Annotated in this window: 19 protein-coding genes and 1 riboswitch; of the genes, 7 read left to right on the forward strand and 12 right to left on the reverse strand. The window is 70.1% G+C overall.

Annotated features, from left to right (window positions below; all coding sequences use genetic code 11):
- Positions 1-44: 44 nt before the first annotated feature.
- Positions 45-1,502, reverse strand: coding sequence for a lipase family alpha/beta hydrolase (locus tag OG798_RS25580; RefSeq protein WP_121415748.1), 1,458 nt, complete (start codon positions 1,500-1,502; stop codon positions 45-47).
- 107 nt (positions 1,503-1,609) lie between these two features.
- On the reverse strand, positions 1,610-6,109 hold the full coding sequence (locus OG798_RS25585; RefSeq protein ID WP_328757729.1) for an ATP-binding protein: 4,500 nt from the start codon (positions 6,107-6,109) through the stop codon (positions 1,610-1,612).
- Positions 6,110-6,188: 79 nt separating this feature from the next.
- Here OG798_RS25585 and OG798_RS25590 point away from each other — a divergent pair, with 79 nt between their 5' ends.
- Positions 6,189-7,196 (forward strand): translation initiation factor 2, encoded by a 1,008-nt coding sequence (locus OG798_RS25590; RefSeq protein ID WP_121415746.1) that lies wholly within the window; start codon positions 6,189-6,191, stop codon positions 7,194-7,196.
- A gap of 12 nt (positions 7,197-7,208) precedes the next feature.
- Here the strand turns inward: OG798_RS25590 and OG798_RS25595 are convergent, their stop codons facing one another.
- From OG798_RS25595 to thrC, 5 genes are all read right to left on the reverse strand, one after another.
- Positions 7,209-8,333 carry an NADH:flavin oxidoreductase gene (locus OG798_RS25595; protein ID WP_097225511.1) on the reverse strand — a complete coding sequence of 375 codons (1,125 nt, stop codon included), beginning with the start codon at positions 8,331-8,333 and terminating at the stop codon, positions 7,209-7,211.
- Positions 8,334-8,523: 190 nt separating this feature from the next.
- Positions 8,524-10,146, reverse strand: a complete 1,623-nt coding sequence (gene groL, locus OG798_RS25600) for a chaperonin GroEL (protein ID WP_095853971.1) — start codon at positions 10,144-10,146, stop codon at positions 8,524-8,526.
- A gap of 355 nt (positions 10,147-10,501) precedes the next feature.
- On the reverse strand, positions 10,502-10,708 hold the full coding sequence (locus OG798_RS25605) for a cold-shock protein (protein WP_019057200.1): 207 nt from the start codon (positions 10,706-10,708) through the stop codon (positions 10,502-10,504).
- A gap of 460 nt (positions 10,709-11,168) precedes the next feature.
- Entirely contained in the window at positions 11,169-11,444 is a 276-nt protein-coding gene (locus OG798_RS25610) for a MoaD/ThiS family protein (RefSeq protein WP_075027028.1), read from the reverse strand.
- Positions 11,445-11,532: 88 nt separating this feature from the next.
- Positions 11,533-12,861, reverse strand: a complete 1,329-nt coding sequence (gene thrC / locus OG798_RS25615; RefSeq protein WP_095853970.1) for a threonine synthase — start codon at positions 12,859-12,861, stop codon at positions 11,533-11,535.
- Positions 12,862-12,878: 17 nt separating this feature from the next.
- A riboswitch (SAM riboswitch) is annotated at positions 12,879-13,025 on the reverse strand.
- A gap of 178 nt (positions 13,026-13,203) precedes the next feature.
- On the opposite strand from thrC, the gene OG798_RS25620 reads away from it, so the two are divergent.
- Complete coding sequence (locus tag OG798_RS25620; RefSeq protein ID WP_095853969.1) at positions 13,204-14,148, forward strand: glucosyl-3-phosphoglycerate synthase; 945 nt, start codon at positions 13,204-13,206, stop codon at positions 14,146-14,148.
- A gap of 113 nt (positions 14,149-14,261) precedes the next feature.
- Complete coding sequence (locus OG798_RS25625; RefSeq protein WP_095853968.1) at positions 14,262-15,650, forward strand: alpha,alpha-trehalose-phosphate synthase (UDP-forming); 1,389 nt, start codon at positions 14,262-14,264, stop codon at positions 15,648-15,650.
- A gap of 7 nt (positions 15,651-15,657) precedes the next feature.
- Here OG798_RS25625 and otsB read toward each other — a convergent pair whose 3' ends face one another.
- The 3 genes from otsB to OG798_RS25640 form a co-directional block, all read right to left on the reverse strand.
- Positions 15,658-16,533 carry a trehalose-phosphatase gene (otsB, locus tag OG798_RS25630; RefSeq protein WP_095853967.1) on the reverse strand — a complete coding sequence of 292 codons (876 nt, stop codon included), beginning with the start codon at positions 16,531-16,533 and terminating at the stop codon, positions 15,658-15,660.
- A gap of 63 nt (positions 16,534-16,596) precedes the next feature.
- Positions 16,597-16,824, reverse strand: coding sequence for a DUF3263 domain-containing protein (locus OG798_RS25635; RefSeq protein ID WP_067371767.1), 228 nt, complete (start codon positions 16,822-16,824; stop codon positions 16,597-16,599).
- 34 nt (positions 16,825-16,858) lie between these two features.
- The gene (locus OG798_RS25640) at positions 16,859-18,136 is read right to left on the reverse strand and encodes an ABC transporter substrate-binding protein (protein WP_443053840.1); all 1,278 of its coding nucleotides are present in this window, start codon (positions 18,134-18,136) and stop codon (positions 16,859-16,861) included.
- A gap of 149 nt (positions 18,137-18,285) precedes the next feature.
- Between OG798_RS25640 and OG798_RS25645 the strand changes: the two genes are divergently transcribed.
- The 3 genes from OG798_RS25645 to OG798_RS25655 all read left to right on the forward strand — a co-directional run bounded on the left by OG798_RS25645 (position 18,286) and on the right by OG798_RS25655 (position 21,464).
- Complete coding sequence (locus tag OG798_RS25645; protein ID WP_121415743.1) at positions 18,286-19,242, forward strand: ROK family protein; 957 nt, start codon at positions 18,286-18,288, stop codon at positions 19,240-19,242.
- The gene (nagA, locus tag OG798_RS25650) at positions 19,242-20,387 is read left to right on the forward strand and encodes an N-acetylglucosamine-6-phosphate deacetylase (protein WP_095853964.1); all 1,146 of its coding nucleotides are present in this window, start codon (positions 19,242-19,244) and stop codon (positions 20,385-20,387) included. The genes OG798_RS25645 and nagA overlap by 1 nt, the downstream gene beginning before the upstream one ends.
- 147 nt (positions 20,388-20,534) lie before the next feature.
- Positions 20,535-21,464 carry a 1-phosphofructokinase family hexose kinase gene (locus OG798_RS25655; protein ID WP_095853963.1) on the forward strand — a complete coding sequence of 310 codons (930 nt, stop codon included), beginning with the start codon at positions 20,535-20,537 and terminating at the stop codon, positions 21,462-21,464.
- 23 nt (positions 21,465-21,487) lie between these two features.
- Here the strand turns inward: OG798_RS25655 and OG798_RS25660 are convergent, their stop codons facing one another.
- On the reverse strand, positions 21,488-22,471 hold the full coding sequence (locus OG798_RS25660) for a carbohydrate-binding protein (protein WP_267062192.1): 984 nt from the start codon (positions 22,469-22,471) through the stop codon (positions 21,488-21,490).
- Positions 22,472-22,588: 117 nt separating this feature from the next.
- The gene (gene cdgB / locus OG798_RS25665) at positions 22,589-24,313 is read right to left on the reverse strand and encodes a diguanylate cyclase CdgB (protein WP_095853961.1); all 1,725 of its coding nucleotides are present in this window, start codon (positions 24,311-24,313) and stop codon (positions 22,589-22,591) included.
- Between the two features lie 443 nt (positions 24,314-24,756).
- On the opposite strand from cdgB, the gene OG798_RS25670 reads away from it, so the two are divergent.
- Positions 24,757-25,266 carry a flavin reductase family protein gene (locus OG798_RS25670; protein ID WP_267062193.1) on the forward strand — a complete coding sequence of 170 codons (510 nt, stop codon included), beginning with the start codon at positions 24,757-24,759 and terminating at the stop codon, positions 25,264-25,266.
- Positions 25,267-25,285: the final 19 nt, after the last annotated feature.

Here is a 25,285-nt window from a genome sequence, read left to right on the forward strand (position 1 = left end):
GGACAGACCCTCTCGTCGTGTTCGCGAGAGACAGGTTCTGGCGCTCACGGCTCTACAACCGTCACCACATCCCGGTGCACTACCTGCGGCCCGTCCGCCTCTACCTGTAGAACCCAGGTGCCGGCCGCCGCGGTGAGCTCGCCCCGCAGCAGTCCGTCCCCGTCCGGCCGCAGGATCACCGGCTCGATGGCGGCCTTCCCGTCCTGCCTGAGTCCGGCGCGAACGGTACGGCTGTCGTCGGCACCCTGCACCACGACGTCGAACGGTTCCCCGGCCACGGCCAGTTCAGGGGCCGTGATGCCGAACTCCTCATCGCCCGCCAGAGTGTTCCGCGCGGTGCGGCCCCGCAGGATGGTCACCAGTTGGTGGCCGACCGACCCGCCGCCGGGCAGAGCGGCGTGCCGGTAGCCGTTCCACACCCCGTCGCTCATGTCGCGCAGGGCCCACCCGGGGAATGCCGACTCCTCGGGCACGGTGCCATCACCGGTCCAGTCCCAAGTGTCGTCGAGCTGGTTCGGGAACTTGAGCCGACCGCCCGGCTCGATCTGGACTCCGTGCACGGTGGGGTGGGCTCGCCCACCGATGCTGTGGACGCGGTACGAGGGCCACGGTCCACCGCCGCGCAGCCGGTTGCGCTCGCACGCCTCCTCGAACTCGGTGTGAAACGCGAAAGCGTCCTTGATCAGCTCCGACGGCAGGTCGGCAACCGACACGCCCTCGTCGTCCAAGTAGCGTCTGCGGGTCCTGCCCGGTTCCACCACGGCCTGGTAGACCGGCAGTAGTTGTGCCACGGACGGGAACGTACGGCTGACTTCCATGAGCGCGCTGTTGAGATAGGCGCCGGCGGCCACGGCGCCCGCCCGCACGAGCCACGGCTGGTCGTCTCCGGGTCCGACCCCGTTGCCGGTCAGGAAGCGAACCGCCTTCGCGGCCCCCCGGTGCGGGGTGCCGATCGTCACCAGGGCCCGGGCGGTCTCCGCGCCGCCCAGACACTCCAGGTAGTAGCGCGTGATCAGCCCGCCCATCGAGTGGCACAGGAACATCACCTTCGGCTCGTCCTCGACGTGCGGGAGATGTTGCTTCACATACTCCCGCCAGCGCGCCAGCTCACGCCCGACCCGCTTCTTGAGCTCGGCGGCCGTAACCCGGTTCGACAGCCTCCAGTCGTACGTGAACGACACGTACTGCCCGTCGGTGAGGCCTCCCAGCATGCCCCGGATGTCCGGTTGGCCGAGGGTGGCCAGCAAGCCCGGCAGCGCATCGGCACCTTTAACCGGCTCGTCCGCCGACACCGCCCACCGCGGCTCCGGACGGTTGTCCCCGATGCCCGGCGGCAGCATGAGTTCCTCGAACGCCGCCGCCGGTTTCAGCGGCCGCTTCGCCAACTCCTTGACGGAGTGGAACATGATGCGCTGTGAGGACCGGTGCCAGACGTCCTCGCCGCCCCGCGTGAGTCGGCTGCCGAGGATGCCGGGGACGAAGACGACGAGGTCGTGCTCCATCGGTGTGTCTCCTATCTGTCGCGTTCCGTCGCGTTCATCCAGCGCCGCGGCCCTGGCAAGGCCACGGTCGTTCGGGTTCTGTCGTAGGGGGCCTGTCCTGAGACACGTCACAGGCCGCCGGTCCGTCTCCTCGTCACCGGTCGGGGCAGCGCGTCGGGACGGACCTCGATCAGGTCGCAGCGTTGGCTCCCCTGAAGCGCGAGCGTGATCCCCCCAGCCGATGCCGTGGAGACCGCGTCCGCCGTCTCCACATCGAAGCCGCGGTACGGAACCGCGAGTTCGTCCACCCACACGCCGTTGCGCATGTCCCACACGGAGAGCGTGTGTGTGCCCCCGCACACCAGGAGCAGCGGGCGATCAGGAGTTCCGGAGAACCGCAACGCGGTGGGCCCCGGCCTGGGGACGGTCAGGTCGGTGGGCTTCCAGCGGCGACCGGTCCACTCCGCGATCCGCACCCGCTCGCCCTCCGCCCACGCGACGAGCGGGACGGACTGCTCATCGACGTGGTACTCCCCGAGCACGGCATCCACGGTGACGGTCCCCGCGCCCAGAATCCCGGAGGCGGCGGCCAAGCCGTCCGGCGTGCTCTCCCACAGCCGGAAACCGTCCCCGGCATGCGTCACGAGCCAGGTCCGGCCGTCCCTCATCGCGCTCGCGCACGACCACATCACCGTGACTCCGGCGTAGACCGCGCCCGCTCTGCGCCGGCCGGCACGCGCTCCCGCCGTTTCCCGTGGAATCTCCCAGCACGTCACTTCTCCGCGCTCCGGGACGAAGAGCCGTACGGCGTCACCCGCCGACGTGAGTCCCAACCCCGGGACCGGCACACCCGGATCGTCCTCGAGTTCCAGGGGGTCGTCCTGCTTCCGCTCGTCGAGCTGCGCCGAAAGCCGCCAGATCCGTACCTGCCGTCCGGCGGCCACCGCGACGATCCAGTGGTCGTGATGCCACAGCGCGCGGACCGCCGCGACGCTCTCTTCATGGTGGAGGAGAGTGTGGACACCGGCGCCGGGGCGGCTTTCCGGTTGCAGCCCGACGAGGACGTCGCCGCCCCACACCTGGCACAGCAGCGTCGGTCCGTCCGGTTCACCGGACGCGGCGAGCGCGACCAGGGCCCGCTGGTAGTGCCCGCGACGGCGGGCCCGGCGCACCGCGCGCAGCGCCGAAGCGACGTCCAGAAGCCGTACGTCCGGGCCGTCGCCCGCCGCCAAGAGCCCCGAACCGGCGGGATCGAAAGCCAACGCCTCGGGTTCTCGTGGGCTGCTCAGCTCGAACGAGCAGGCCAGGGCGGTGTCGAGGATGCCGCGCACCCTGATCGTGGCACCCTCGTGCAGAGCGATCAGCGGCTGGTCGGCGAGATGCCCGAGCGTGATGCCCCGTGCCGTGGTGTCCACCGTCAGCATCTCCTCCCAGTCCGGCGGACGACGCGCCGATGAGCTGCCGGGTGCCAAGGTGCCAACGGGTGCCGAGAGTCGCCAGACGGTGGCCGTCTGGCCGTCCGCCACGGCCAGCCAGGTCCGCGATTCACCGTCGGGGAGGGCCGCCGTCGCGTACGCGGGTGCGCCCTCCCCGCTCAGCACCCAGGAGTCGCCGAGCAGCCCGGAGCCGTGTGGTGCCTGGGGATGGACTTCCCACAAGGTGACCCCCCGATGGGCGACCAGGAGGAAGCGGCGCCCGCCGAGTGCCGCCAGGGCGATCCGGTCGGCAGCCACGCCGGGCACGTCCGCGAGCCCTCCGTCCGCCGGGCGCTCCCGGTACGGCCAGCGCCATGCCCAGATCATGCGTCCGTCCGCCGCCATGGCCAGCACGACATCGTCGCACCGCTCGAGCGTCAGGCTGTGCGGTGCGCCGCCCCACTGGTAGGCCTGCGCAGGGGTCCGTTCCGGGCCGACCCAGAACGAGAGAACTCCGCTGTCGCTGGCCACGGTCACCCGACGGCTGCCGGCCCCGGTCTCCCTGACCTCGGTCAGGGCTGTGCGGCGTACACCGCGGTCGTCTCCCGTCCGGCGGGTGAGAAGCCGCCTGCCCGTGCGCGCGTCCTGCACCACCACTTCTCCCTGCCCGCCGACCGAGATGCGCTGCCCGCCGTCGGAGGTGGTCCAGGCGATGGCACGCGCACCTCCCAGCGGGGCCGGCCAGCGCAGCTCCAGGGGCTCGGGCGGCGCGTCCGTCCACAGCTCGCGCCAGGGCAGTTCGAGAAAACCGGCGCGGGTGAGGAGCATGCGGTAAAGGCCGTCGCGGTGGCTCACGAAGGCGGCGGCCCGCAGGATCGCCTTCCGCTCAACGACCTCCGTATGGAACCGGAACCGGTCCGCCACCCGTGCGTAGAGCGCCGCTCCCTCCGACTCACGCAGCAGCGGAGTGACGAGGGGCAGCATGACGTCCGGGTCGGTGCGCACCAGGAAATGCGGATCGGCGAACAGCGACTCCAGCGACCGGGAGCCGGACTGTGCCGCGTGCGCGCCGAGATAGCGCAGAACGTAGGGGTGTGCCGCGTCCCAGTCGGCCTCGTCGTGTGCGCTCAGTGTCTCGACGACGCGGCGGTGTCCTTCGCCCGGGTCCAGTCGGGCGCTCTCCAGAAGGTACGCACCGTAGCTCGGGTGGGCGAGGCGGTAGCTGCGGGCCTCGGTTGACTCGCGCTGGGCGGTGACGACGCTGCCCACGGCCCGTTTCAACACGGCTGACAGAGCCCCCTCGGTGAGTTCCTCCGATGCCGGGTTACGCAGGCAGTTCGCCAGCGCGAGCCACAGCCGTCTGTCCGGTCTACGGGCAGCAGGGAGGCCGCGTCCCTGGACGAGCGCCAGCGGCCGCAGCAGTTCCTCCGCGCGCAGCGCGCCCGCGGAGCCGAGGTACCGGATTTCCTGGGCCAGGCGCTCGCGCAGTCCGGCGCCACCCGCGCGGATGCGCTCCACCAGCTGCTCTTCGGAGATGCGGGCGTGCTCACGGACCAGCTCGGCTGCCATCAGCCGGGCCACCAGGAAGAGCCGTCCGCTCTCCTCCGCGATACGTTCCGCCGCGCGGTGCCGTTCCTCCCGTGCCTCGACGCCGGCCCAGGACGAGCCGGTGGCGAGGACGGTCTCCACCATCCGGGCGATGTCCCGCTCCGTCTCGTCGTCCTCGTCGAGGGCGAGTGCGGGAGCGGTCTGGTCCAGCGTCTCCAGGAGGGTCTCCTCCGGCTCCCGATAGGCGGCCTGCTGGCGTGGCTGCGGGCGGGTGCCGACGACGACCTTGACCCCTCGGGAGCGGGCGAGCGGATTCAACAGATGCCTGGCGATCTCGTGCGCCTGCTCCGGCATGGCTTCGTCGAGTCCGTCGAAGATCACGTTCAGGGAGCCCCTGCTGCGCACCAGCGCGTCGATCGCCACGAGACAGGTGGTCGTCGTGGTCGCGCCTTCGGGCAGGGGCGCCATTTCGTCGAAGGCCGTGAGCACCTGCCACAGCGCTCTGGTGAGGGTGACCAGCGACTGACCGTGGCAGGAGATCACCGCGTGGATGGTGCCCGGCCGGGGACGCACCTGTGGCGGGGGAGGTGGGTCCAGGCGTTCGCACTTCTTCGGTACGGACATCAGCGCCAGCCGGCCCAACAGCGCGGTCTTGCCCGAGCCTGCCGGTCCGGTCACGGCCAGCAGCCCCTGGGAATGCGTGTCCAGCCATCTGACCAGTCGGCTCAGCGCGCCGTGCCGTCCGGCAAAGATCTGCTCCAGGTCACCGCCGTCCTCCAGACCGAAGTGTTCGGTCCGCAGCCACGGTTCGGCATCGTCGCCGTGCAGCTGTGCCGTCCGGTGCGGCTGGTCGTCCTCGTTGTAGTACGGGTTGTGCAGAAAGCTGTTGGGAAGGGAGTGCACCTCGACATAGCCGGGCCGCTCCTCGGCCTGGTCCAGCCCAGAGGCGGCGGCGCGCTGGTCCACCGCCTCCCGCAGGTACTCCACGGGCAGGTACAGCGCCGAGGGCTCCAAGGGCCGTACGTAATCCGCCATCCGTACGCCCGGATCGGCGAGCGCCTCGTCGAGCCAGTCCACCCATCGGCCCTCGGGGATGGCGCGGCCGACGCCGGAGGTACCGATGACCACGAACCCGTGTTCGCGCTCCCGGTAGGCGGTGCCGACGGTTTCCCTGTCCTTGCTCAGCGCGCGGTTCAGGGCCTGCGGAAGGTGCCCGTGCGACGAGCACGCATCGACGACGAGCAAGGTTTCCGCCTCGCCGCCGGGCGCCAGCAGGCAGTCGACCAGCTCCGTCAGGGCGATGGCACGGCCGCCGTCGAAGCTGCCCTCCGCCCAGCTGTCTCGGCAGGCGAGGTAGTAACCCTTCTCTCCCAGGTCCACGCCGTGTCCGGTCCAGTAGAGAATCTTCCGTCTGGCCCCGTGGGCGCGGAACTCCTCCACGCCCGTCCACAGGTGCTGGCGTGAGCTGCCCGCCTCGTCGAGCCGCAGTTGGACACCGAACCCGAGTCCGGGGCAGACGAGCCGCGTGAACTTCCGCCGGGCCTCCCCGACATGGGAGAGAATCTCGCGTCCGCCCTGCCGGTTCGGGTTGTCGTAGGTGTCGACGACGACCGTCGCGACGAGCCCCTCCGCCCGTAATGCCCCATGTGGCGCAGACCGGGACATAGCCTCACCCCGCCCCCTAGTATGGCTGCCGCACACCGAGAGATGATCTGAGCAATTTACTTTACTGAAGGGGCAGTTGATGGCTCAGCGGGAAAGGGTCAACGTGGTCGGCAGGCAGACCGACTGTCACCTGTACGAGGGTGACGGCACCCGCCCCATCCACGAGGCGAACGTCCGCATCAGATACATCCCGGAGCGGGTGGAGTTCCCCGACGAAATCGGCCGGTGGCGCCGGGCGATCGAGGACGAAGAGAGGCGCAGAGAGGCAGCGGGCGAACCGCACCGTTGGAACAACCCCCGTTTCGCCGTGGAACGGCTGGTCGTCACCCGCACCCATACGAAGGAGGAGCCGGTCGTCACGCTCACCTTTCGCGACGCGGACTACTACGACTTCCTCACCACCTCCATCAATCTGGACCGCAAGCAGGAGAACGGGCTGTCCCTGCGTCAGCAGTATCTGGAGAGCCGGGATCCGGTCGACGCTCCGGCGTACATGTTCTGCAGCTTCGGTGTGAACGTGGCGGTGGAGACCGGCACCGACTCGAAGATGCTCTTCTCGCACCGCAGCGCCCAGGTCGTGGGTCCCAACAAGTCCCGTTGGAACTCCTCCGCCAACGAGGGCATGGCGGCCAACCACGACGTGTCCGCCGACGGCCGGATCAGCCTGTACGCGGTGGCCCGCCGCGCCCTGCGCGAGGAACTGGCCGTCCAGGCGTCGGACGACGTCGACCTGGAGCTCCTCGGTTTCGGCCTGGACCTGCGCAACAACCAGTGGGCGGCCTTCTTCCGAGCTGTGCTCACCGGGCTGGGAGAGGACGAGCTGCGCAACCGCTGGAGCCGTGGCATCGAGGACAAGTGGGAGCACGACAGGTTCGCCTTCGTTCCCTCGGACCCCGAGTCCGTACTCTCCTTCATCCAGGAGCAGCCGGCCGAGTCGTGGACGCCCTGTGCTCCGGCGCTCTTCTACTTGGCGCTCGTCCGCGCCGCCGTACGCGCGCGCGGCGACGACCCCGACGCCCGCCTGGACGTGGAAGCGATCGAGCGCCGGGTCATGCGTCGCCGCGAGGAGGCCACGGCGGACGCATGACCCTGCCTTCGTTCAGCTGAGCGTGCTCAGCGCCTTCGGGTCGTACGACCCGAGCTCCTCGAGCCGTCCGTCCAGGACCTTCGCCGCCCACTCCGGGTCCTGGAGGAGGGCGCGGCCCACGGCGACGAGGTCGAACTCGTCGCGCTCCAGGCGGTCGAGGAGGTTGTCGAGGGAGGCCACCTGGGAGCTCTCGCCCATGAAGGCCTTGATGAAGTCGCCGTCGAGGCCGACCGAGCCGACGGTGATGGTGGGCTTGCCCGTGAGCTTCTTGGTCCAGCCCGCGAGGTTCAGGTCGGAGCCGTCGAACTCGGGGAGCCAGTAGCGGCGGGTGGAGGCGTGGAAGGCGTCGACGCCGGCGGCGGCGAGCGGGGTCAGGATGGCCTCCAGCTCCTCCGGGGTCTCGGCGAGCCGGGCGTCGTAGTTGTCCGACTTCCACTGCGAGTAGCGGAAGAGGACGGGGAAGTCGGCCGAGACCGAGTCACGGACCGCGGCGACGATCTCCGCCGCGAACTTCGTACGGGCGACGGGGTCACCGCCGTACGCGTCCGTACGCCGGTTGGTGCCCGCCCACAGGAACTGGTCGAGCAGATAGCCGTGCGCGCCGTGCAGTTCGACGCCGTCGAAGCCGATCCGCTCGGCGGTGGCGGCGGCCTCGGCGAACGCGGCGATGACCTCGTCCAGGTCGGTCTGGGTCATGGCCTTGCCGGTGCCCTCGGTGCCGTCGAGACGGATGCCGGAGGGGCCGACCGCGGGGGCGTCGGCGTACGGCGGCTTCCCCGCCTTGCGCACCATGCCGATGTGCCACAGCTGCGGAACGATCGTGCCGCCCGCCGCGTGCACCGCGTCGGCGACCTTCGTCCAGCCCGCGAGCTGCTCCGTGCCGTGGAAGCGCGGGACGCGGTCGCTCTCGCCCGCCGAGTCGTGGCCGACGTACGTGCCCTCGGTGACGATGAGGCCCACGCCCGCGGCAGCGCGGCGGGCGTAGTACTCGGCCACGTCCTCACCGGGGACGCCGCCCGGGGAGAACTGCCGGGTCATCGGTGCCATCGCGATCCGGTTCGGGACGGTCAGGCCGTTCAGCGAGACAGGGCGGGACAGGATCTCGGCCGCGCGGGAGGCGGGGGCAGTCGTAGACACGTGTGGGGGCTCCTCGAGTACCGGATGGTATGTGCGTATGCATCGATGGTGCGTCAACCACAACTCTCCGGCCGTTCATGTCATTCCGGCCGCCCGGCACCTCGCCCTGTGACCCCGGACACGCCCGAGGGCGGCACCCCCTGTTTCCAGGGAGTGCCGCCCTCGGCAGGAAAACCGATCCTCGGAAGGATCAGAAGTCCATGTCACCGCCCGGCATGCCGCCCGGAGCGGCCGCGGCGGCCTTCTCCGGCTTGTCGGCGATGACGGCCTCGGTGGTCAGGAACAGCGCGGCGATGGAGGCGGCGTTCTGCAGGGCAGAGCGCGTCACCTTCGCCGGGTCGATGATGCCCTCGGCGATCATGTCGACGTACTCACCGGTCGCGGCGTTCAGGCCGTGGCCGACGGGCAGGTTGCGCACCTTCTCGACGATGACGCCACCCTCGAGACCACCGTTGACGGCGATCTGCTTGAGCGGGGCCTCCAGGGCGAGCCGCACGGCGTTGGCGCCGGTCGCCTCGTCACCCGAGAGCTCGAGCTTCTCGAAGACCGAGGAGGCCTGGATGAGGGCCACGCCACCACCGGCGACGATGCCCTCCTCGACGGCCGCCTTCGCGTTGCGAACGGCGTCCTCGATGCGGTGCTTGCGCTCCTTGAGCTCGACCTCGGTGGCGGCACCGGCCTTGATGACGGCCACGCCGCCGGCCAGCTTCGCCAGGCGCTCCTGGAGCTTCTCGCGGTCGTAGTCCGAGTCGGAGTTCTCGATCTCGGCACGGATCTGGTTGACCCGGCCCTGGACCTGGTCGGCGGAGCCGGAGCCGTCCACGATCGTGGTCTCGTCCTTGGTGATGACGACCTTGCGGGCACGGCCCAGCAGGTCCAGACCCGCGTTCTCCAGCTTGAGGCCGACCTCCTCGGAGATGACCTCGCCGCCCGTGAGGATGGCGATGTCGCCGAGCATGGCCTTGCGGCGGTCACCGAAGCCCGGAGCCTTGACGGCGACGGACTTGAAGGTGCCACGGATCTTGTTGACGACCAGGGTCGACAGGGCCTCGCCCTCGACGTCCTCGGCGATGATCAGCAGGGGCTTGCCGCCCTGCATGACCTTCTCCAGCAGCGGGAGCAGGTCCTTGACCGAGGAGATCTTGGAGTTGGCGATCAGGATGTACGGGTCGTCGAGGACGGCCTCCATACGCTCCATGTCGGTGGCGAAGTACGCCGAGATGTAGCCCTTGTCGAAGCGCATACCCTCGGTGAGCTCAAGCTCCAGACCGAAGGTCTGGGACTCCTCGACGGTGATGACGCCTTCCTTGCCGACCTTGTCCATCGCCTCGGCGATGAGCTCGCCGATCTGGGTGTCGGCGGCGGAGATGGAGGCCGTGGAAGCGATCTGCTCCTTGGTCTCGACGTCCTTGGCCTGCTCAAGGAGGGCACCGGAGACGGCCTCGACGGCCTTCTCGATACCACGCTTGAGAGCCATCGGGTTGGCGCCGGCGGCTACGTTGCGCAGGCCCTCGCGGACGAGCGCCTGGGCGAGCACGGTCGCCGTGGTCGTACCGTCACCGGCGACGTCGTCCGTCTTCTTGGCGACTTCCTTGACCAGCTCGGCGCCGATCTTCTCGTACGGGTCCTCGAGCTCGATCTCCTTGGCGATGGAAACACCATCGTTGGTGATCGTGGGGGCGCCCCACTTCTTCTCGAGGACGACGTTGCGGCCCTTGGGGCCAAGGGTGACCTTGACGGCGTCGGCGAGCTGGTTCATCCCGCGCTCGAGACCGCGCCGTGCCTCCTCGTCGAACGCGATGATCTTGGCCATGTGAAGTGGTCCTCCCGGACTGGGGTGGATTGCTCCGGACCGCGCTGGCGCCCGCGACGGACGGCCTGCCTGCCCCGTGGTTCCTTGCACCACCTGGCCTGCGGGCCTCACCGACCCGGTCCTTCGTTATCACTCTCACCTTCAGAGTGCTAACGCCAATGATTAGCACTCGCCCCTGCCGAGTGCAAGCGCCTTCCCTTGATCCGCAGGTGAGAAGGGGCGCGCAACCCGCGCGTCGCGCCGGTGCGCGAGCGGGCCCACGACGGTGTCATGACAGTGCGCGGACAGACCGAAGGGCTCGTACCCCATGGGATACGAGCCCTTCGTCACGTCGAACAGTCAGTCGGCGCGTGCTTCAGCTGGTCGCGAGTCGGACCATGTCCGCCTGCGGCCCTTTCTGGCCCTGCGAGATCTCGAAATCGACCCGCTGACCCTCTTCCAGGGTGCGGTAGCCGTCCATCTGAATCGCGCTGTAGTGGACGAATACATCCGCACCACCGTCGACCGCGATGAAGCCGTACCCCTTCTCCGCGTTGAACCACTTGACGGTGCCCTGAGCCATGCCTAACTCCCCTATTACTGGCCCTTGCACAGGACCGCACTTCGCGGACCCGGGTCAGACCTCACCCCCCAACGGTTGGGGGTGTGCGCCGGAACGCGTCGACCGCGGCTGAATGTATCTGTCCAACTGCCGTCTGCAACAGGTCAATCGGACGAGAATTCCGGGCACGACCGATCGGGAATATAGGGAGAATTTGCGAAGATTCAGGGCAAGTCGGGCCCCATAAAAGCCATATAAGGCTCAAAAGCGCGGGACACTTTGGCTACTTCTTGCCGGACTTCGGGCGCGAACTCATATGCGCCCGGCATGCAAAGTGGAGCGGGTTCCCCAACTGTACCCCGCTCAACCATACAGAATTGCCCCCTCCGCTTCTCTCACGGAGGGGGCAATTCGATGAACTCTCGGTAATTGGCATTACCCAGGGTAACTATCTCACCCTGGGTAACGGCTCTCGAGGAGGTCAGCCACCGGCGACGGCGGGGATGATCGAGACGCCCGCGCCGTCCGGCGTCGCCGTCTCCAGACCCTGCTCGAAGCGGACGTCGTCGTCGTTCACGTAGACGTTGACGAACCGGCGCAGCTTGCCCTGGTCGTCCAGGACGCGCGCGGCGATACCCGTGTGGTTCTTCTCCAGATCCGCGATGACCTCACCGAGGGTCCCACCCTCGGCCGTCACCTCGGCCTGACCACCGGTGTAGGTGCGCAGGATGGTGGGGATGCGGACGGAAACGCTCATTCTTGTGACCTCCGGTCAGGTAAGGGCTTTTAGGGGCGCGGGGAACTGCGCGACCAGCCCCCACCGGCCCGCAGACGAACAACGACGCTTACGCAAGCCCAGCTTCCCGGAAGGAGTCCAGGCTCGGACGAATGGTCGCCGTCAGCCCCGTACCGGCCACCGCGTCCAGCGTCTTCAGACCATCACCGGTGTTCAGAACGACGGTGGTCAGCGTCGGGTCGAGCAGCCCGCTCTCGATCAGCTTCTTCGTCACGCCCACCGTCACGCCACCGGCGGTCTCCGCGAAGATCCCCTCGGTACGCGCGAGCAACTTGATCGCATCGACGACCTGCTCGTCGTTCACGTCCTCCACGGCCCCACCCGTGCGCCGCGCGATGTCCAGCACGTACGGCCCGTCGGCCGGGTTGCCGATGGCGAGCGACTTGGCGATGGTGTTCGGCTTCTGGGGCCGTACGACGTCGTGGCCGGCCTTGTAGGCGACGGACACCGGCGAGCAGCCCTCGGCCTGGGCACCGAAGATCTTGTACGGCTTGTCCTCGACCAGTCCGAGCTTGATCAGCTCCTGAAGACCCTTGTCGATCTTCGTGAGCTGGGAGCCGGAGGCGATGGGGATCACCAGCTGGTCGGGGAGCTTCCACCCCAGCTGCTCGCAGATCTCGTACGCCAGGGTCTTGGAGCCCTCCGCGTAGTACGGCCGCAGGTTGACGTTGACGAAGCCCCAGCCCTCGCCGGCCGGGTCGCCGATCAGCTCGGAGCAGAAGCGGTTCACGTCGTCGTAGTTGCCCTCGATGCCGACGAGCTCGCCGCCGTAGATCGCGGCCATGACGACCTTGCCCTGCTCCAGGTCGTGCGGGATGAACACGCAGGAGCGGAAACCGGCCCGGGCGGCGGCGGCACCGACGGCGCCGGCGAGGTTGCCGGTGGAGGAGCAGGAGAGGGTGGTGAAGTCGAAGGCGCGGGCCGCTTCGATGGCCTGGGCGACGACGCGGTCCTTGAAGGAGTGCGTCGGGTTGCCGGAGTCGTCCTTGACGAAGAGCTTGCCGGCCTCGACGCCCAGCTCGCGGGCGAGGTTGTCGGCCTTGACGAGCTTGGTCCAGCCGGGGTTGATGTTCGGCTTGTCGGCGACGTCGGCCGGGACGGGCAGCAGCGGCGCATAACGCCAGATGTTCGCGGGGCCCGCTTCGATGCGCGCCCGGAGCTCTTCGGTTTCGTAGGCCGAGAAGTCGTACGCGATCTCCAGCGGGCCGAAACACTCCTCGCAGGCGAAGACCGGGCCGAGCGGCACGCGGTGCCCGCACTCGCGGCAGGAAAGCGCGGCGGCGGGTCCGAGATCCACACCGACTACGGTGGTGGTGTCGCCCGCGACAGGGTTCGTGGTGCTTGCAACAGTCGAACTTGCAACAGTCTGCGCAGCCATGGAGGCGAGGCCCTTTCTCCTCATCTTCCTCACGACGCACTTCGCCGTGAGACGGATTTGGCACCTTCCCTAGCCGGGAGCCTCGCCACATCAATGTGACAGGACCAGCTGGAGGGTTGCCGGGGCTTCATCGGGCCGTATCCCTCTGCCCCTCTGGATGAGCGGTATTCGGTTGTGTCGTGCGGTGGTGCGGTGGTCCGCAAATGATCTACGACATGCGATGGTCATCCGCGTTGTTCAAGACTGTAACCGAAGGCCAGGACAGTTGAGATAGTCGTCCGAACCGCGAGATGGATCACACCGTGAGACACCGGGTGATCAGACAGTGAGGAGCCGCAGACTGTGCTGAAGGAAACTGAGCGCTGGCTGAGCAATCGCTCCTGGTCCGTGACCGATCGCCCGCTCCACAGACTCATGTCCGCCAAACGGGCCACGGGCTCCTCGGTGAGCGTCGTCCTGCCTGCGCTGAACGAGGAGGAGACGGTCGGCGAGATCGTCGCCATCATCCGCCACGATCTGATGCAGCAGGTGCCCCTCGTCGACGAGATCGTCGTCGTCGACTCGGGCTCGACCGACCGCACCTCGCAGGTGGCCGCCGCGGCGGGCGCGCGCGTGGTGCACCGGGACGAGATCCTGCCGCGCATCCCGACCGTGCCCGGCAAGGGCGAGGTGCTGTGGCGTTCCCTCCTCGTGACGAGCGGGGACATCGTCTGTTTCATCGACGCCGACCTGAAGGAGTTCTCCTCGGACTTCGTCTCCGGGATCGTGGGGCCGCTGCTCACCGAGCCCGGTGTGGACCTCGTCAAGGCGATGTACGACCGTCCGCTCGGCGGTGCGGCGGGGCAGGGCGGCCGGGTCACCGAACTCATGGCCCGCCCCCTCCTCAACATGCACTGGCCGCAGCTGGCCGGCTTCGTGCAGCCGCTCGGCGGGGAGTACGCGGCCCGCCGCTCGCTGCTCGAACAGCTCCCCTTCCCCGTCGGGTACGGGATCGAGCTGGGCATGCTGGTCGACGCCCTGCACCTGGTGGGCCTGGACGCGCTCGCCCAGGTCGACGTGGGCGTGCGCAAGCACCGCCACCAGGACGGGCAGGCGCTGGGCCGGATGTCCGCCGCGATCTACCGCACGGCCCAGCTCCGGCTGGCCCGCGGCCACCTGATCCGCCCGGCCCTCACCCAGTTCGAACGGGGCGGGGACGGTTTCGAGCCGCGTACCTACTCGGTCGACACGGAGGAACGTCCCCCGATGGTCGAAATCGCCGAGTACCAGAAACGCAGGGCGGCGTAGAAGCGCCCCGTCAGGGGCGCGGGGAACTGCGCGACGAGCCCCCACCGGCCCGCAGACGGCATACGGCTGAAGGGAACGTTTGAGCGTTTCCACGTGGGGCTAAGTTTCGAGGCATGGCTTCAACGCAAGGCGCCCACAACATCCTCGTCGCCTCCAACCGCGGCCCGGTCACCTACGAGGTCCAAGAGGACGGCTCGCTGCGCGCCAAGCGCGGTGGCGGCGGGCTGGTCTCGGGCCTCTCCGCGATCGGGCCGGACGCGGGGGCCCTGTGGGTGTGCTCGGCGCTCGGCGACGGCGACCGCGAGGCGGTCCGGCGCGGGATCGCCGAGGACGGCGTACGGATGCTGGACATCGACGCCGACGTGCACGCGGACGCGTACAACGGCATCGCGAACTCCGTGCTGTGGTTCGTCCACCACATGCTGTACCAGACCCCGCTGGAGCCGGTCTTCGACGCGGAGTTCCGGCGCCAGTGGGCGTCGTACGAGGCGTACAACCGCGCGTTCGCCGAAGCGCTGGCCGCGGAGGCGGCGCCGGGCGCGGTGGTGATCGTCCAGGACTACCACCTGACCCTCGTCCCCGGGATGCTCCGCGAACTCCGCCCCGACCTGCGGATCGGCCACTTCTCGCACACCCCCTGGGCGCCGGTCGACTACTTCCGGATGCTGCCCGACGACATCGCCGAACAGGTGCTGCGCGGCATGCTCGGCGCGGACCGGCTCGGCTTCCTCACCCAGCGCTGGGCGGACGCGTTCACCGCCTGCTGCGACGCGCTCGTCGGCGGGCTCGGCGACACCCGGATCGGCGTGCACGGGCTCGGCGCGGACGCGGACTTCCTGCGCAGGCGCTCGCACGAGGCGGACGTCGCCGACCGCATGGCCGCGCTGCGCGAGCAGATCGGCGAGGGCCGCAGGACGATCGTGCGGGTCGACCGGACCGAGCTGTCGAAGAACATCGTTCGGGGCCTGCTGGCGTACCGGCAGCTGCTGGCGGACCACCCGGAGTGGCGCGAGCGCGTCGTCCACGTGGCCTTCGCCTACCCCTCCCGTCAGGACCTGGCCGTCTACCGCGACTACACGGCCGAGGTGCAGCGCGTGGCGACCGAGATCAACGACCGGTACGGGACGCCGGGCTGGACCCCGGTCGTCCTCCACGTCAAGGACGACTTCGCCCGCTCCCTGGCCGCGTACCGGCTCGCCGACGTCGCCCTCGTCAACCCCATCCGCGACGGCATGAACCTCGTCGCCAAGGAGGTGCCGGTCGTCTCCGACGAGGGGTGTGTGCTGGTGCTCTCCCGGGAGGCGGGGGCGTACGAGGAGCTGGGCGAGGACGCGGTGGTGGTGAACCCGTACGACGTGGTCGGCACCGCGCGGGCGCTGGACGCGGCGCTGACCATGCCGGTGGGGGAACGGGCGGAACGTACGAAGCGGTTGGCCGCCGCCGGGACGGCGTTGCCTCCGGCGCAGTGGTTTCTTGAGCAGTTGCGGGAGTTGGAGGGCTGAGTAGGGATCAACGGTCCAGGCGACTCGCCAATGCCTTCAGCAGGCGTACGACTCCCGCGGGGCCGTCGACGACGAGATCGGCCCGTTCGGCCAGTTCGGTGACTTCCGCGCTGCCGCTGCACACCAGCAGGCCCAAGACGCCGTCCGAGCGGAGTTTGTCGACGGCGGCGAAGGCGGGGAGGTCGCCCAGGTCGTCGCCGGCGTACATGACGGCTTCGGCGCGGACCTCGCGGACGTACTCCAGGAGGGCCACGCCCTTGTCCATGCCCGGGGGACGGAGTTCGAGGACCATCCGACCGGGTTCGACGATCAGGCCGTGGCGGGTGGCGAGGTCGGTGAGGGGTTCGCGCAGTGCCTCGAACGCGGCCTGGGGGTCCTCCGCGCGGCGGGTGTGGACCGCGACGGCGCGGCCCTTCTCCTCGATCCAGGTGCCGTGCCAGGCGCCGATCCCGTCGAGGACCCCGGGCAGCTCGGCGCGGACGGCGGCGACGCCGGGGTGCGGGGCGGGGGCGTTGACGGTGCCGGTGCGGGCGTCCCAGCGTTCGGCGCCGTAGTGGCCGAGGACGACGAGGTGGTCGAGGCCCGGGACGCCCGCGAAACCGCCGTGGCGGACCGCCACTCCGGCCGGGCGGCCGGTGACGACGGCGACGGAGGCGACCTTCGGGGCGAGGGCCGCGAGGGCGGGGACCGCGTCGGGGTGGGCGCGGGCCTGCTCCGGGTCGGCGACGATGGGGGCGAGTGTTCCGTCGAAGTCGAGCGCGATGACGGCCCGGTCGGGCCGGGTGAGGATGGCGTCGAGGCCGTCGCGTCCGGCGGGGGTCACGGGTGTCGGCAAGGGTTCCATGACGTCCGAGGATTCCGGGTTTTCCGAGTGGCTGCCCATGCTCCGACCCTATCCGCGCGCCCCCGGGCGCACCCACGGCTCACCGAGTCACGTCAGGCGGTGTCAGCGTTCCGCGCGGCGGGTGTCCCGGATGCGGCGGAGGCGGTTCACCGTGATCGGGTCGTGGGCGAGGGCGCGGGGGTCGTCGAGGAGGGCGTTGAGGAGTTGGTAGTAGCGGACGGGGGCGAGGCCGAGTTGCTCGCGTATCGCTCGTTCCTTCGCGCCGGGCCCCGCGAAGGAACGGCGCTCCATGGCGAGGATCCCCCGCTCCCTCCCGCTCAGTTCGTCCATGACCGCACCGTAGCGCCCACCACCGACAGCGGAGCTACCCCGCGGAGTCCCTCGTGGTCGCCGTCTGCTGGAGCGAGCCGAGGATCCCGGCCGGACTGCCGTCCGGGGAGACCGCCTTGCCGATCTGCTTCTTGATGTCGGCGCTGACGGCGGCCCAGGACGTCTTGCCGACCGGATAGAGCTGGGAGGAGGCGAGCTCGTCCAGGAACGGGGTGAGGTCCGCGTCGTCGCTGTCCGCCGCCATCGCCTCGGACGCGGACGTCGTGACCGGCAGCAGGTCGTACTCGTGCGAGAAGTCGAGCACGTTCTTCTCGCTGTAGACGTAGTCGAGGAACGTACCGATCTGTTCCCGGTGGCCGTTCTTCTTGAAGGCCATCATCCAGTCGGCGACACCCATCGCGGCCCGGGTCTTCCCGCTGACGCCGGGCATCGGCACCATCCCGAACTTCACGCCCTTGGCGGCGGCCATCTTCATCAGCGTGGGGTGCCCGTTGAGCATCCCGACCTCGCCGCGCGCGAACGCCGCGAAGGCGTCCGCACGATTGAGCTTCGCGGGCGCGACCGGTCCGGTCAGCCCCTTGCCGACCAGGTCGTCCTTGAGCCAGGTGAGGGTGGCGACGTTCTGGGCGGAGTCGAGGCTGTAGGTGCCGACGTCGTCGGTGTAGCCGTCGCCGCCACTCAGCAGCCACTGCATGGTCTCGGCCTGCGCCTCCTCGGGACCGAGGGGCAGCGCGTACGGGATCTTCACACCCCGGGCCTTCAGCGCCCGCGCGTCGGCGGCCAGCTCGCTCCAGGTCGTCGGCGCGCTGAGACCCGCGGCGGCGAACAGCTTCGTGTTGTAGAAGAGCACCCGGGTGGAGGCGGCGAACGGCATCCCGTACTGCACCCGGTTCATCTTCCCCGCATCGGTGAGCTGCGCGACGAAGTCGGCCTGGACGGGTATGGAGAGCACCTCTTCGGCCTTGTACAGCTCGCCCTTGTCGGCGTAGTCGGCGTACGCGCCGATCTGCGCCATGTCGGGGGCGTCACCCCGCGCCACCATCTCCTTGACCTTGCGGTCGACGTCCGTCCACGGGTAGACGGTGACCTCGACCTTGGTCCCGGGGTGGTCGGCCTGGTACGCCTTGACGAGCTTGTCCCAGTACTTCTGGGAGCTGTTGGCCTTGGAGTCCCCGTAGTCGGCGGCCACGAGTCTGAGAGTCACGTCCCCGGAACCGGCCGAGCCGCCGCAGCCCGCGAGGGCCGCCGTCATGCCCAGCGCGGACGCCGCCGCGATCAGTACCGTCCTACGTCCTGCCCTACGCCGCTGCACCGCACTTCTCCCAACCCCCGGCCGCCCCTGTCCCGGGGCTGCCCGTCTTTGCTTCTGCGTTCGTTGCATCCGTCTCGGAATGCGGATACAAGGTCTACACCACGCGAGTGGACTAGACCTCTCCTGGGGTAAGGGGCGACACTGTCCCCGTGAGACATGTCATCGCCCTCGATGTGGGCGGCACCGGGATGAAGGCCGCCCTGGTCGGGTCGGAGGGCGAGCTCCTCCACCAGGCCCGCCGCGCCACCGGCCGCGAGCGCGGTCCGGACGCCGTGGTCGACGCGATCCTCGACTTCGCGGCCGCGCTGCGCGCGTACGGCGAGCACCACCTCGGCGAGGCCGCGGCGGCCGCCGGAGTCGCCGTCCCCGGCATCGTCGACGCCGGCCGGGGCGTGGCGGTGTACTCGGCCAACCTGGGCTGGCGCGACGTCCCGATGCGCCGGCTGCTCGGCGACCGGCTGGGCGGGGTGCCGGTGGCGCTCGGACACGACGTGCGCACCGGCGGGCTCGCGGAGGGCCGGATCGGCGCGGGGCAGGGGGCCGACCGCTTCCTGTTCGTCCCCCTCGGCACCGGCATCGCGGGGGCGATCGGCATCGACGGCGGTGTCGAGGCGGGCGCGCACGGTTTCGCGGGCGAGATCGGCCATGTCGTCGTACGCCCCGGCGGGACCCCGTGTCCGTGCGGACAGCACGGCTGTCTGGAGCGGTACGCGTCCGCCGCCGCCGTCAGCCAGGCCTGGGCGAAGGCCTGCGGGGACCCGGCGGCCGACGCCGCCGACTGCGCGAAGGCCGTCGAGTCCGGGGACGCGCGGGCGCGGGAGGTCTGGCAGGACGCCATCGACGCGCTCGCCGACGGGCTCGTCACCGCGCTCACCCTGCTGGATCCACGCACGCTGATCATCGGTGGCGGTCTCGCCGAGGCCGGGGAAACCTTGTTCACACCGCTACGGGCCGCCGTCGAGCGGCGCGTCACCTTCCAGAAGCTGCCGTCCCTCGTCCCCGCGGCCCTCGGGGACACGGCCGGCTGCCTGGGCGCGGGCCTGCTGGCCTGGGACCTGCTGAATCAGCCGACCACTTCCCGACCGACTTCGGAGGTAACCACCTGATGGCCCCTAGAACGGTTCTCGCCGGTGCCAGGGTGGTACTGCCCACCGGAGTCGTCGACGACGGTCGTGTGATCGTCGACGGCACACGCATCGCCGGGAGCGCGCCCTCGTCGGCGCGGACACTGGACCTGTCGGGCCACTGGCTCGTCCCCGGCTTCGTGGACCTCCACAACCACGGCGGCGGCGGTGCCTCCTTCACCTCCGGGACCGTCGAGGAGGTCCTCCAGGGCGTCCACACCCACCGGCTGCACGGCACCACCACCCTCGTCGCCTCGACCGTGACCGGCGACATGGACGGCCTCGCCCAGCGCGCCGGGCTGCTCTCCGAGCTGGCCGAGCAGGGCGACATCGCGGGCATCCACTTCGAGGGCCCGTTCATCTCGCCGTGCCGCAAGGGCGCGCACTCCGAGGAGCTGCTGCGCGACCCGGACCCGGCCGAGGTCCGCAAGCTGATCGACGCGGCGCGCGGCCGGGCCAGCATGGTCACCCTCGCCACCGAACTGCCGGGCGGCATCGACTCCGTACGCCTGCTGGCCGAGCACGGGGTGATCGCGGCGATCGGGCACACGGACGCGACGTACGAGCAGACGGTGGAGGCCATCGACGCGGGCGCGACCGTCGCCACGCACCTGTTCAACGCCATGCCCGCGCTCGGACACCGCACGCCCGGCCCGATCGCCGCCCTCCTCGAGGACGAGCGGATCACCGTCGAGCTGATCAACGACGGCACCCACCTCCACCCCGCCGCGCTCCAGCTGGCGTTCCATCACGCGGGCGCGGACCGGGTGGCGTTCATCACGGACGCCATGGACGCGGCGGGCTTCGGCGACGGCCGCTATCGGCTCGGCCCGCTGGAGGTCGAGGTCAGCGAGGGGGTCGCCCGGCTGGTGGAGGGCGGCTCGATCGCGGGCTCCACGCTCACCCTCGACCGCGCCTTCCAGCGGGCGGTGACCGTCGACCGGCTGCCGGTCGAGGACATCGTCGCGGCCCTGTCCGCCAACCCGGCCCGCCTGCTCGGCCTGTACGACAGGGTGGGCTCGCTGGAACCCGGCAAGGACGCCGACCTGGTGGTTCTGGACGCGGAGTTCGCCCTCAAGGGCGTCATGCGCCGGGGCGAATGGGTGGTTGACCCACAACTGGGCTGATTCGCCCTTCGGTTGGAACGCGATGTGACGTACGGCGGTCGTCCCGGGACTGGGCCGACCGCCGTTGTCTTTGGCATGATCGAGCCTCCGGATTCTCCGGAACTCGAAACTGTCGGCCAGCGCATTCATCGGGGGAGGTCGGTCCAGGTGATCCTCACGGTCACACCGAACACCGCTCTCGACATCACCTATCGCGTACGGTCCCTGCGCCCGCACACCGCGCACCGGGTGACCGAGGTCACCGAACGCCCCGGCGGCAAGGGCCTGAACGTGGCCCGGGTGCTCGCCGCCCTCGGCCACGAGGTGACGGTCACGGGCTTCACGGGCGGCGTGACGGGCCGCGCCCTGCGGGACCAACTCGCGGACACACCCGGGGTGGTGGACGCGCTGATCCCGGTCGAGGGGGCGACGCGCCGCACGATAGCCGTGGTCGACACGACGACGGGTGACTCGACTCAACTCAATGAACCAGGACCGGAGATCACCCCTGCCGAGTGGGCGGCCTTCCAGGAGGCCTACGAGGTGCTGCTGCGCTCCGCGTCGGCGGTGGCCCTGTGCGGCAGCCTGCCGCCGGGGGTGCCGGTGGGCGCGTACGCGGGGCTGATCCGCACCGCCCGTGCGGCGGCCGTCCCGGTCCTCCTGGACACCAGCGGCGAACCCCTGCGCCGGGGCATCGCCGCCCGCCCCGACATCGTCAAGCCGAACGCCGACGAACTGGCCGAACTCACCGGGTCCCACGAGCCGTTGCAGGCGACCCGGGACGCCCGCAGGCGCGGCGCGCACGCCGTCGTGGCCTCGCTGGGGGCCCAGGGCCTGGTCGCCCACACTCCGGACGGCCTCTGGCGCGCCACCCCACCACGCCGCGTCCACGGCAACCCGACCGGCGCGGGTGACTCCGCGGTCGCGGGCCTGCTGTCCGGCCTGGTGGAACACCTTCCCTGGCCCGACCGCCTGGCCCGGGCCGTCGCCCTCGCCACGGCGACCGTACTGGCCCCCGTGGCGGGCGAGTTCGACCGCCAGGCGTACGACACCCTGCTCGACCAGATCACGGTCGCGGCGGACGCCACGGCGGCCTGATAGCCGCCGCCCGCAGCGCCCCGCTACTTCGTGACCTGACCCTGCTTCAGCGACAGCTGGTCGAGGAGGACGTTGCAACTGTCGCCGTCCCCGCAGGAGATGGTGATCGTGTTGGTGCCCTTGGTGAGGGTGGGCCACGAGTAGGTCTTCGTCCAGCCCTTCGCGAAGTCACCGTCGGCCGCGTGCGCGTAGTTCTTCATGCCCAGCTTGGAGCCGAACACCTTGCCGTTGACGGTGAGCGTCATCGAACCGTCGGCACCGGCCGCGCTGTAGCGGGCGAAGAGGGTGTAGGTACCGTCGTCGGGGATGCCGTTGACGGTCCAGGTGACCGAGGCTCCGGGGGTGTTGAGGCCGGTCACGTAAGTGCCGCCGTCGGACTTGGCGCCCTCGACGTCCGACGCCGTCGTGACACCCGTCCCCAGGTTCAGCGCCTTCGCGTCGATCTTCGGGAGCTCCCCGGCGGCCGCCGACTCCGAGGCCGACGCGCTCGGGGAGGCGCTCTCGGAGGCCGAGGACGTCGCGTCGCCGCCCGTCGTGACCTTGCTGCTGTCGTTCGAGTCACCGTTCATCATGGCGACGCCGATGCCGATGACGACGGCGGCGACCACGGCGATGGCGCCGATCAGCAGGCCCTTGGTGTTCGGTCCACGGCCGCGGCCGCCTCCCGACGACTGCCGGCCGGTCGGAGCCCCGCCGGGGACCGTCTCGGGCGCCGCGTAGTGCGCGTTCGGCTGCCCGTAGGCGCCCTGCTGCGGCACCTGGCCGTACGGTGCCGTCGGGGCGGCCTGCTGGCCGTACTGCGCGGTCGGAGCCTGCTGGCCGTAACCGGGCTGCTGCTGTCCGTACTGGCGTTCGCCGACCGCCCGCACCCGGTTGACCGAGCCGGGGTAGCCGTAGCCGCCGCCTCCGCTGGGCGGAGTGGCGCCGTTGGCCTGACCGTCGGCGTACAGATAGCCGAACGGGTCGTCGTCCTCGGGCGTGCTCGCGCCGTTGTTGCCGGGCGTCATCCCTTGGTCTCCTCAACAGGTGCGGTTCAGATGCGGTACATGGATGAATAGCGAGCCTACCCGCTCCCAGGGGACCAAACGGGTGGGCTTCACCGCATCAACCCACTGACCTGTGACTTATCCGGCACGCCGATGCTGTTTGGGACGAGACCGTTTCTCGACGTACATCCGTTCATCAGCGGATTTCAAGACCTCGTCCGCCGTCATGCCACAGTGTGCCCACCCGATGCCGAAGCTGGCGCCCACCCGGACGGCCCGGCCGTCCACACGGATCGGCGGGATGATCGCGTTCCGTAGCCGTACGGCGAGGTCGGCCGCGTCCGCCCGGCCGAGCCCGTCGGCGAGCACCACGAACTCGTCACCGCCGAGCCTGGCCACCGTGTCGCCGTCCCGGACACCGTTGGTCAGGCGTCGGGCGACCTCGATGAGCACCGCGTCGCCCGCGTTGTGCCCGAAGCGGTCGTTGATCGACTTGAAGCCGTCGAGGTCGCAGAAGAGCACCGCGAGCCCCTTGGTGCCGTCGTCCGTCTCACCCTCGGGCGCGATGGTGTGCACATGGTGGTCGAAGGCGTCGTACGCCTCGAAGCCCGGCCCGAGGTCGAACCCGTGCCCGCTCCCGTTGCCCGCGCTGCCCGCGCCGCCGCCGAGGTGGTTGTCGTAGGAGTTGTGCTCGGCCGCCTGGTCCGCGAACGGGCCGTGCCCGTACGCCGCGTCCAGCGACTCGACCGTGCCCGGCTGAAGGGCCCCGGGGCGCTGGCAGAGGCGGGAGCCGAGGCGGGAGCGCAGCTCGGCCGAGTTCGGCAGGCCGGTGAGCGAGTCGTGCGAGGCGCGGTGGGCGAGCTGGAGCTCGCGGCGCTTGCGTTCCTCTATGTCCTCGACGTGCGTGAGCAGGAAGCGGGGGCCGTCGGCGGCGTCCGCGACGACGGAGTTGCGCAGCGAGACCCAGACGTAGGTGCCGTCGCGGCGGCCGAGTCTGAGCTCGGCGCGCCCGCCCTCGGCGGACGTCCGGAGCAGGGTGCCGATGTCCTCGGGGTGCACGAGGTCGGAGAAGGAGTAGCGGCGCATCGCGGAGGCGGGCCGGCCCAGGAGGCGGCACAGGGCGTCGTTGGTGCGCAGGATGCGGCCGTGCTGGTCGCCGCCCATCTCGGCGATGGCCATGCCGGAGGGGGCGTACTCGAAGGCCTGCCGGAAGCTCTCCTCGCTGGCGCGCAGGGCCTGCTGCTCCCGCTCGAGCCGGACCAGGGCGCGCTGCATATTGGCTCGTAGACGCGCGTTGCTAATGGCGATGGCGGCCTGGAAGGCGTACATCTGGAGCGCCTCGCGTCCCCACGCGCCGGGGCGCCGCCCGTTGCGCGGCCGGTCCACGGACAGGACGCCGATCAGCTCACCGGTGCTGCCCCCGGAGATTCCCGGGGTGTACATGGGGGCGAAGAGGCGGTCGGAGGGGTGCCACTCGTCCTCGAAGCGCGGCGCGGGCCCGTCGGTGTACCACTGAGGTACGTCGTCGTCGTCGAGGACCCAGCCCTCGGTGTGCGGAATGAAGCGCAGATCGCCCCAGGCCTCGCCCATGTTCAGCCGGCGGTCCCAGGAGGTGCGGGAGCCGACCCGGCCGGTGATCAGCGCTTCGGCGGCGGAGTTGCCGGCGAGCGCGGCGACCACGAGGTCGCCGTCGGGGCGTACGAGATTGACACACGCCAGCTCGTAGCCGAGGCCCGTGACCACGCCGTCGGCGACGGTCTGCAGCGTGTCCGCCAGGCTCCGCGCGGTGTTCATGTCCGCCATCACCTGATGGAGCTGCCGCAGGGTCGCAAGACGGACGTAGGGCTCCGACTCGGTCTCCATTCGCCCTCCCCTCGAGACCTCGCAGCAACTCCAGGGTTGTCTTCGGCGTACCTGGTTCTCTTACGGTTCTCTCGCGTACTACTTGGTAGCTTCGTGCATAGCTTCCACGCCACTGAATCACAGCGCGCTGCCCACTCGGTACACAGGGTCAACAAAATATGGCTCCTGTGACTCAAGTCACAGCGGAAGATGAGCAATTGAGTGGGGTTTCTGCATTTCCCCCGTGCGTTTACTGAACGCTTATTTGGACGCTGTGTAGACACTGTGAGCAGTTGTGTCCGTCCCGAGACCTAGGACTCGGCTCAGGGCCAGACTTAGGACCAGACTTAGGACTCGGCTCGGGCCGAGGCCCGATGCGGCTCCCCGGGGTCGGAGACTAGCGTTTCGGCGTGCTGAACACTCCCTCTGCCGCTCCGCTCACCCCCTCCGTGCATGCTGAGGGGGTGAGCAACGACGAGTTCCGTGCCGCCATGTCCCGGCTGGCCGCGGGTGTGGTCCTGGTGACCGCACACGAGCCCGCGCTGGACCCGGAAGGCCCCGGCGGCGAGGACGTCGGCATGACGGCGACGGCCTTCCTGTCCGTCTCCCTGGACCCGCCACTCGTCATGGTCAGCCTGCGTGAGGGCTCCCGCATGGACGACCTGCTCGACGAACAGCCCCTGTGGGCCGTCTCCGTGCTCTCCGAGAGCCAGCGCCACATCGCGGGCCGCTTCGCCATGAAGGGCCGCATCAGCGACCGCCTGCTCTTCGAGGACATCCCGTACGTCCGCGGAGAGGCGTCCGGGGCACTCCTGGTGGGCGGCGCCCTGGCGACCCTGGAGTGCCGCACCGAGCAGCGGGTCGCCGCCGGTGACCACACCCTCGTCATCGGGCGGGTGCTGGCCGCGTCGGTACCGAGCGGGGACGGCGGACCGCTGCTGCACTTCAAGGGGCGCTACCGGCAGTTGGGCTGACGCCCTTTCTTCGAGGGCC

It is taken from the genome of Streptomyces sp. NBC_00271, from assembly GCF_036178845.1.
GTDB lineage: Bacteria > Actinomycetota > Actinomycetes > Streptomycetales > Streptomycetaceae > Streptomyces.

What these genes read in the sequence shown, in the direction of transcription:
- OG798_RS25580 (WP_121415748.1), bottom strand. Translation starts at nt 1,502, where the DNA reads ATGGAGCACGACCTCGTCGTCTTCGTCCCCGGCATCCTCGGCAGCCGA.
- OG798_RS25585 (WP_328757729.1), bottom strand. Translation starts at nt 6,109, where the DNA reads ATGTCCCGGTCTGCGCCACATGGGGCATTACGGGCGGAGGGGCTCGTC.
- OG798_RS25590 (WP_121415746.1), top strand. Translation starts at nt 6,189, where the DNA reads ATGGCTCAGCGGGAAAGGGTCAACGTGGTCGGCAGGCAGACCGACTGT.
- cdgB (WP_095853961.1), bottom strand. Translation starts at nt 24,313, where the DNA reads ATGGAGACCGAGTCGGAGCCCTACGTCCGTCTTGCGACCCTGCGGCAG.
- OG798_RS25605 (WP_019057200.1), bottom strand. Translation starts at nt 10,708, where the DNA reads ATGGCTCAGGGCACCGTCAAGTGGTTCAACGCGGAGAAGGGGTACGGC.
- thrC (WP_095853970.1), bottom strand. Translation starts at nt 12,861, where the DNA reads ATGGCTGCGCAGACTGTTGCAAGTTCGACTGTTGCAAGCACCACGAAC.
- OG798_RS25610 (WP_075027028.1), bottom strand. Translation starts at nt 11,444, where the DNA reads ATGAGCGTTTCCGTCCGCATCCCCACCATCCTGCGCACCTACACCGGT.
- OG798_RS25625 (WP_095853968.1), top strand. Translation starts at nt 14,262, where the DNA reads ATGGCTTCAACGCAAGGCGCCCACAACATCCTCGTCGCCTCCAACCGC.
- groL (WP_095853971.1), bottom strand. Translation starts at nt 10,146, where the DNA reads ATGGCCAAGATCATCGCGTTCGACGAGGAGGCACGGCGCGGTCTCGAG.
- OG798_RS25635 (WP_067371767.1), bottom strand. Translation starts at nt 16,824, where the DNA reads ATGGACGAACTGAGCGGGAGGGAGCGGGGGATCCTCGCCATGGAGCGC.
- OG798_RS25660 (WP_267062192.1), bottom strand. Translation starts at nt 22,471, where the DNA reads ATGACGCCCGGCAACAACGGCGCGAGCACGCCCGAGGACGACGACCCG.
- nagA (WP_095853964.1), top strand. Translation starts at nt 19,242, where the DNA reads ATGGCCCCTAGAACGGTTCTCGCCGGTGCCAGGGTGGTACTGCCCACC.
- otsB (WP_095853967.1), bottom strand. Translation starts at nt 16,533, where the DNA reads ATGGGCAGCCACTCGGAAAACCCGGAATCCTCGGACGTCATGGAACCC.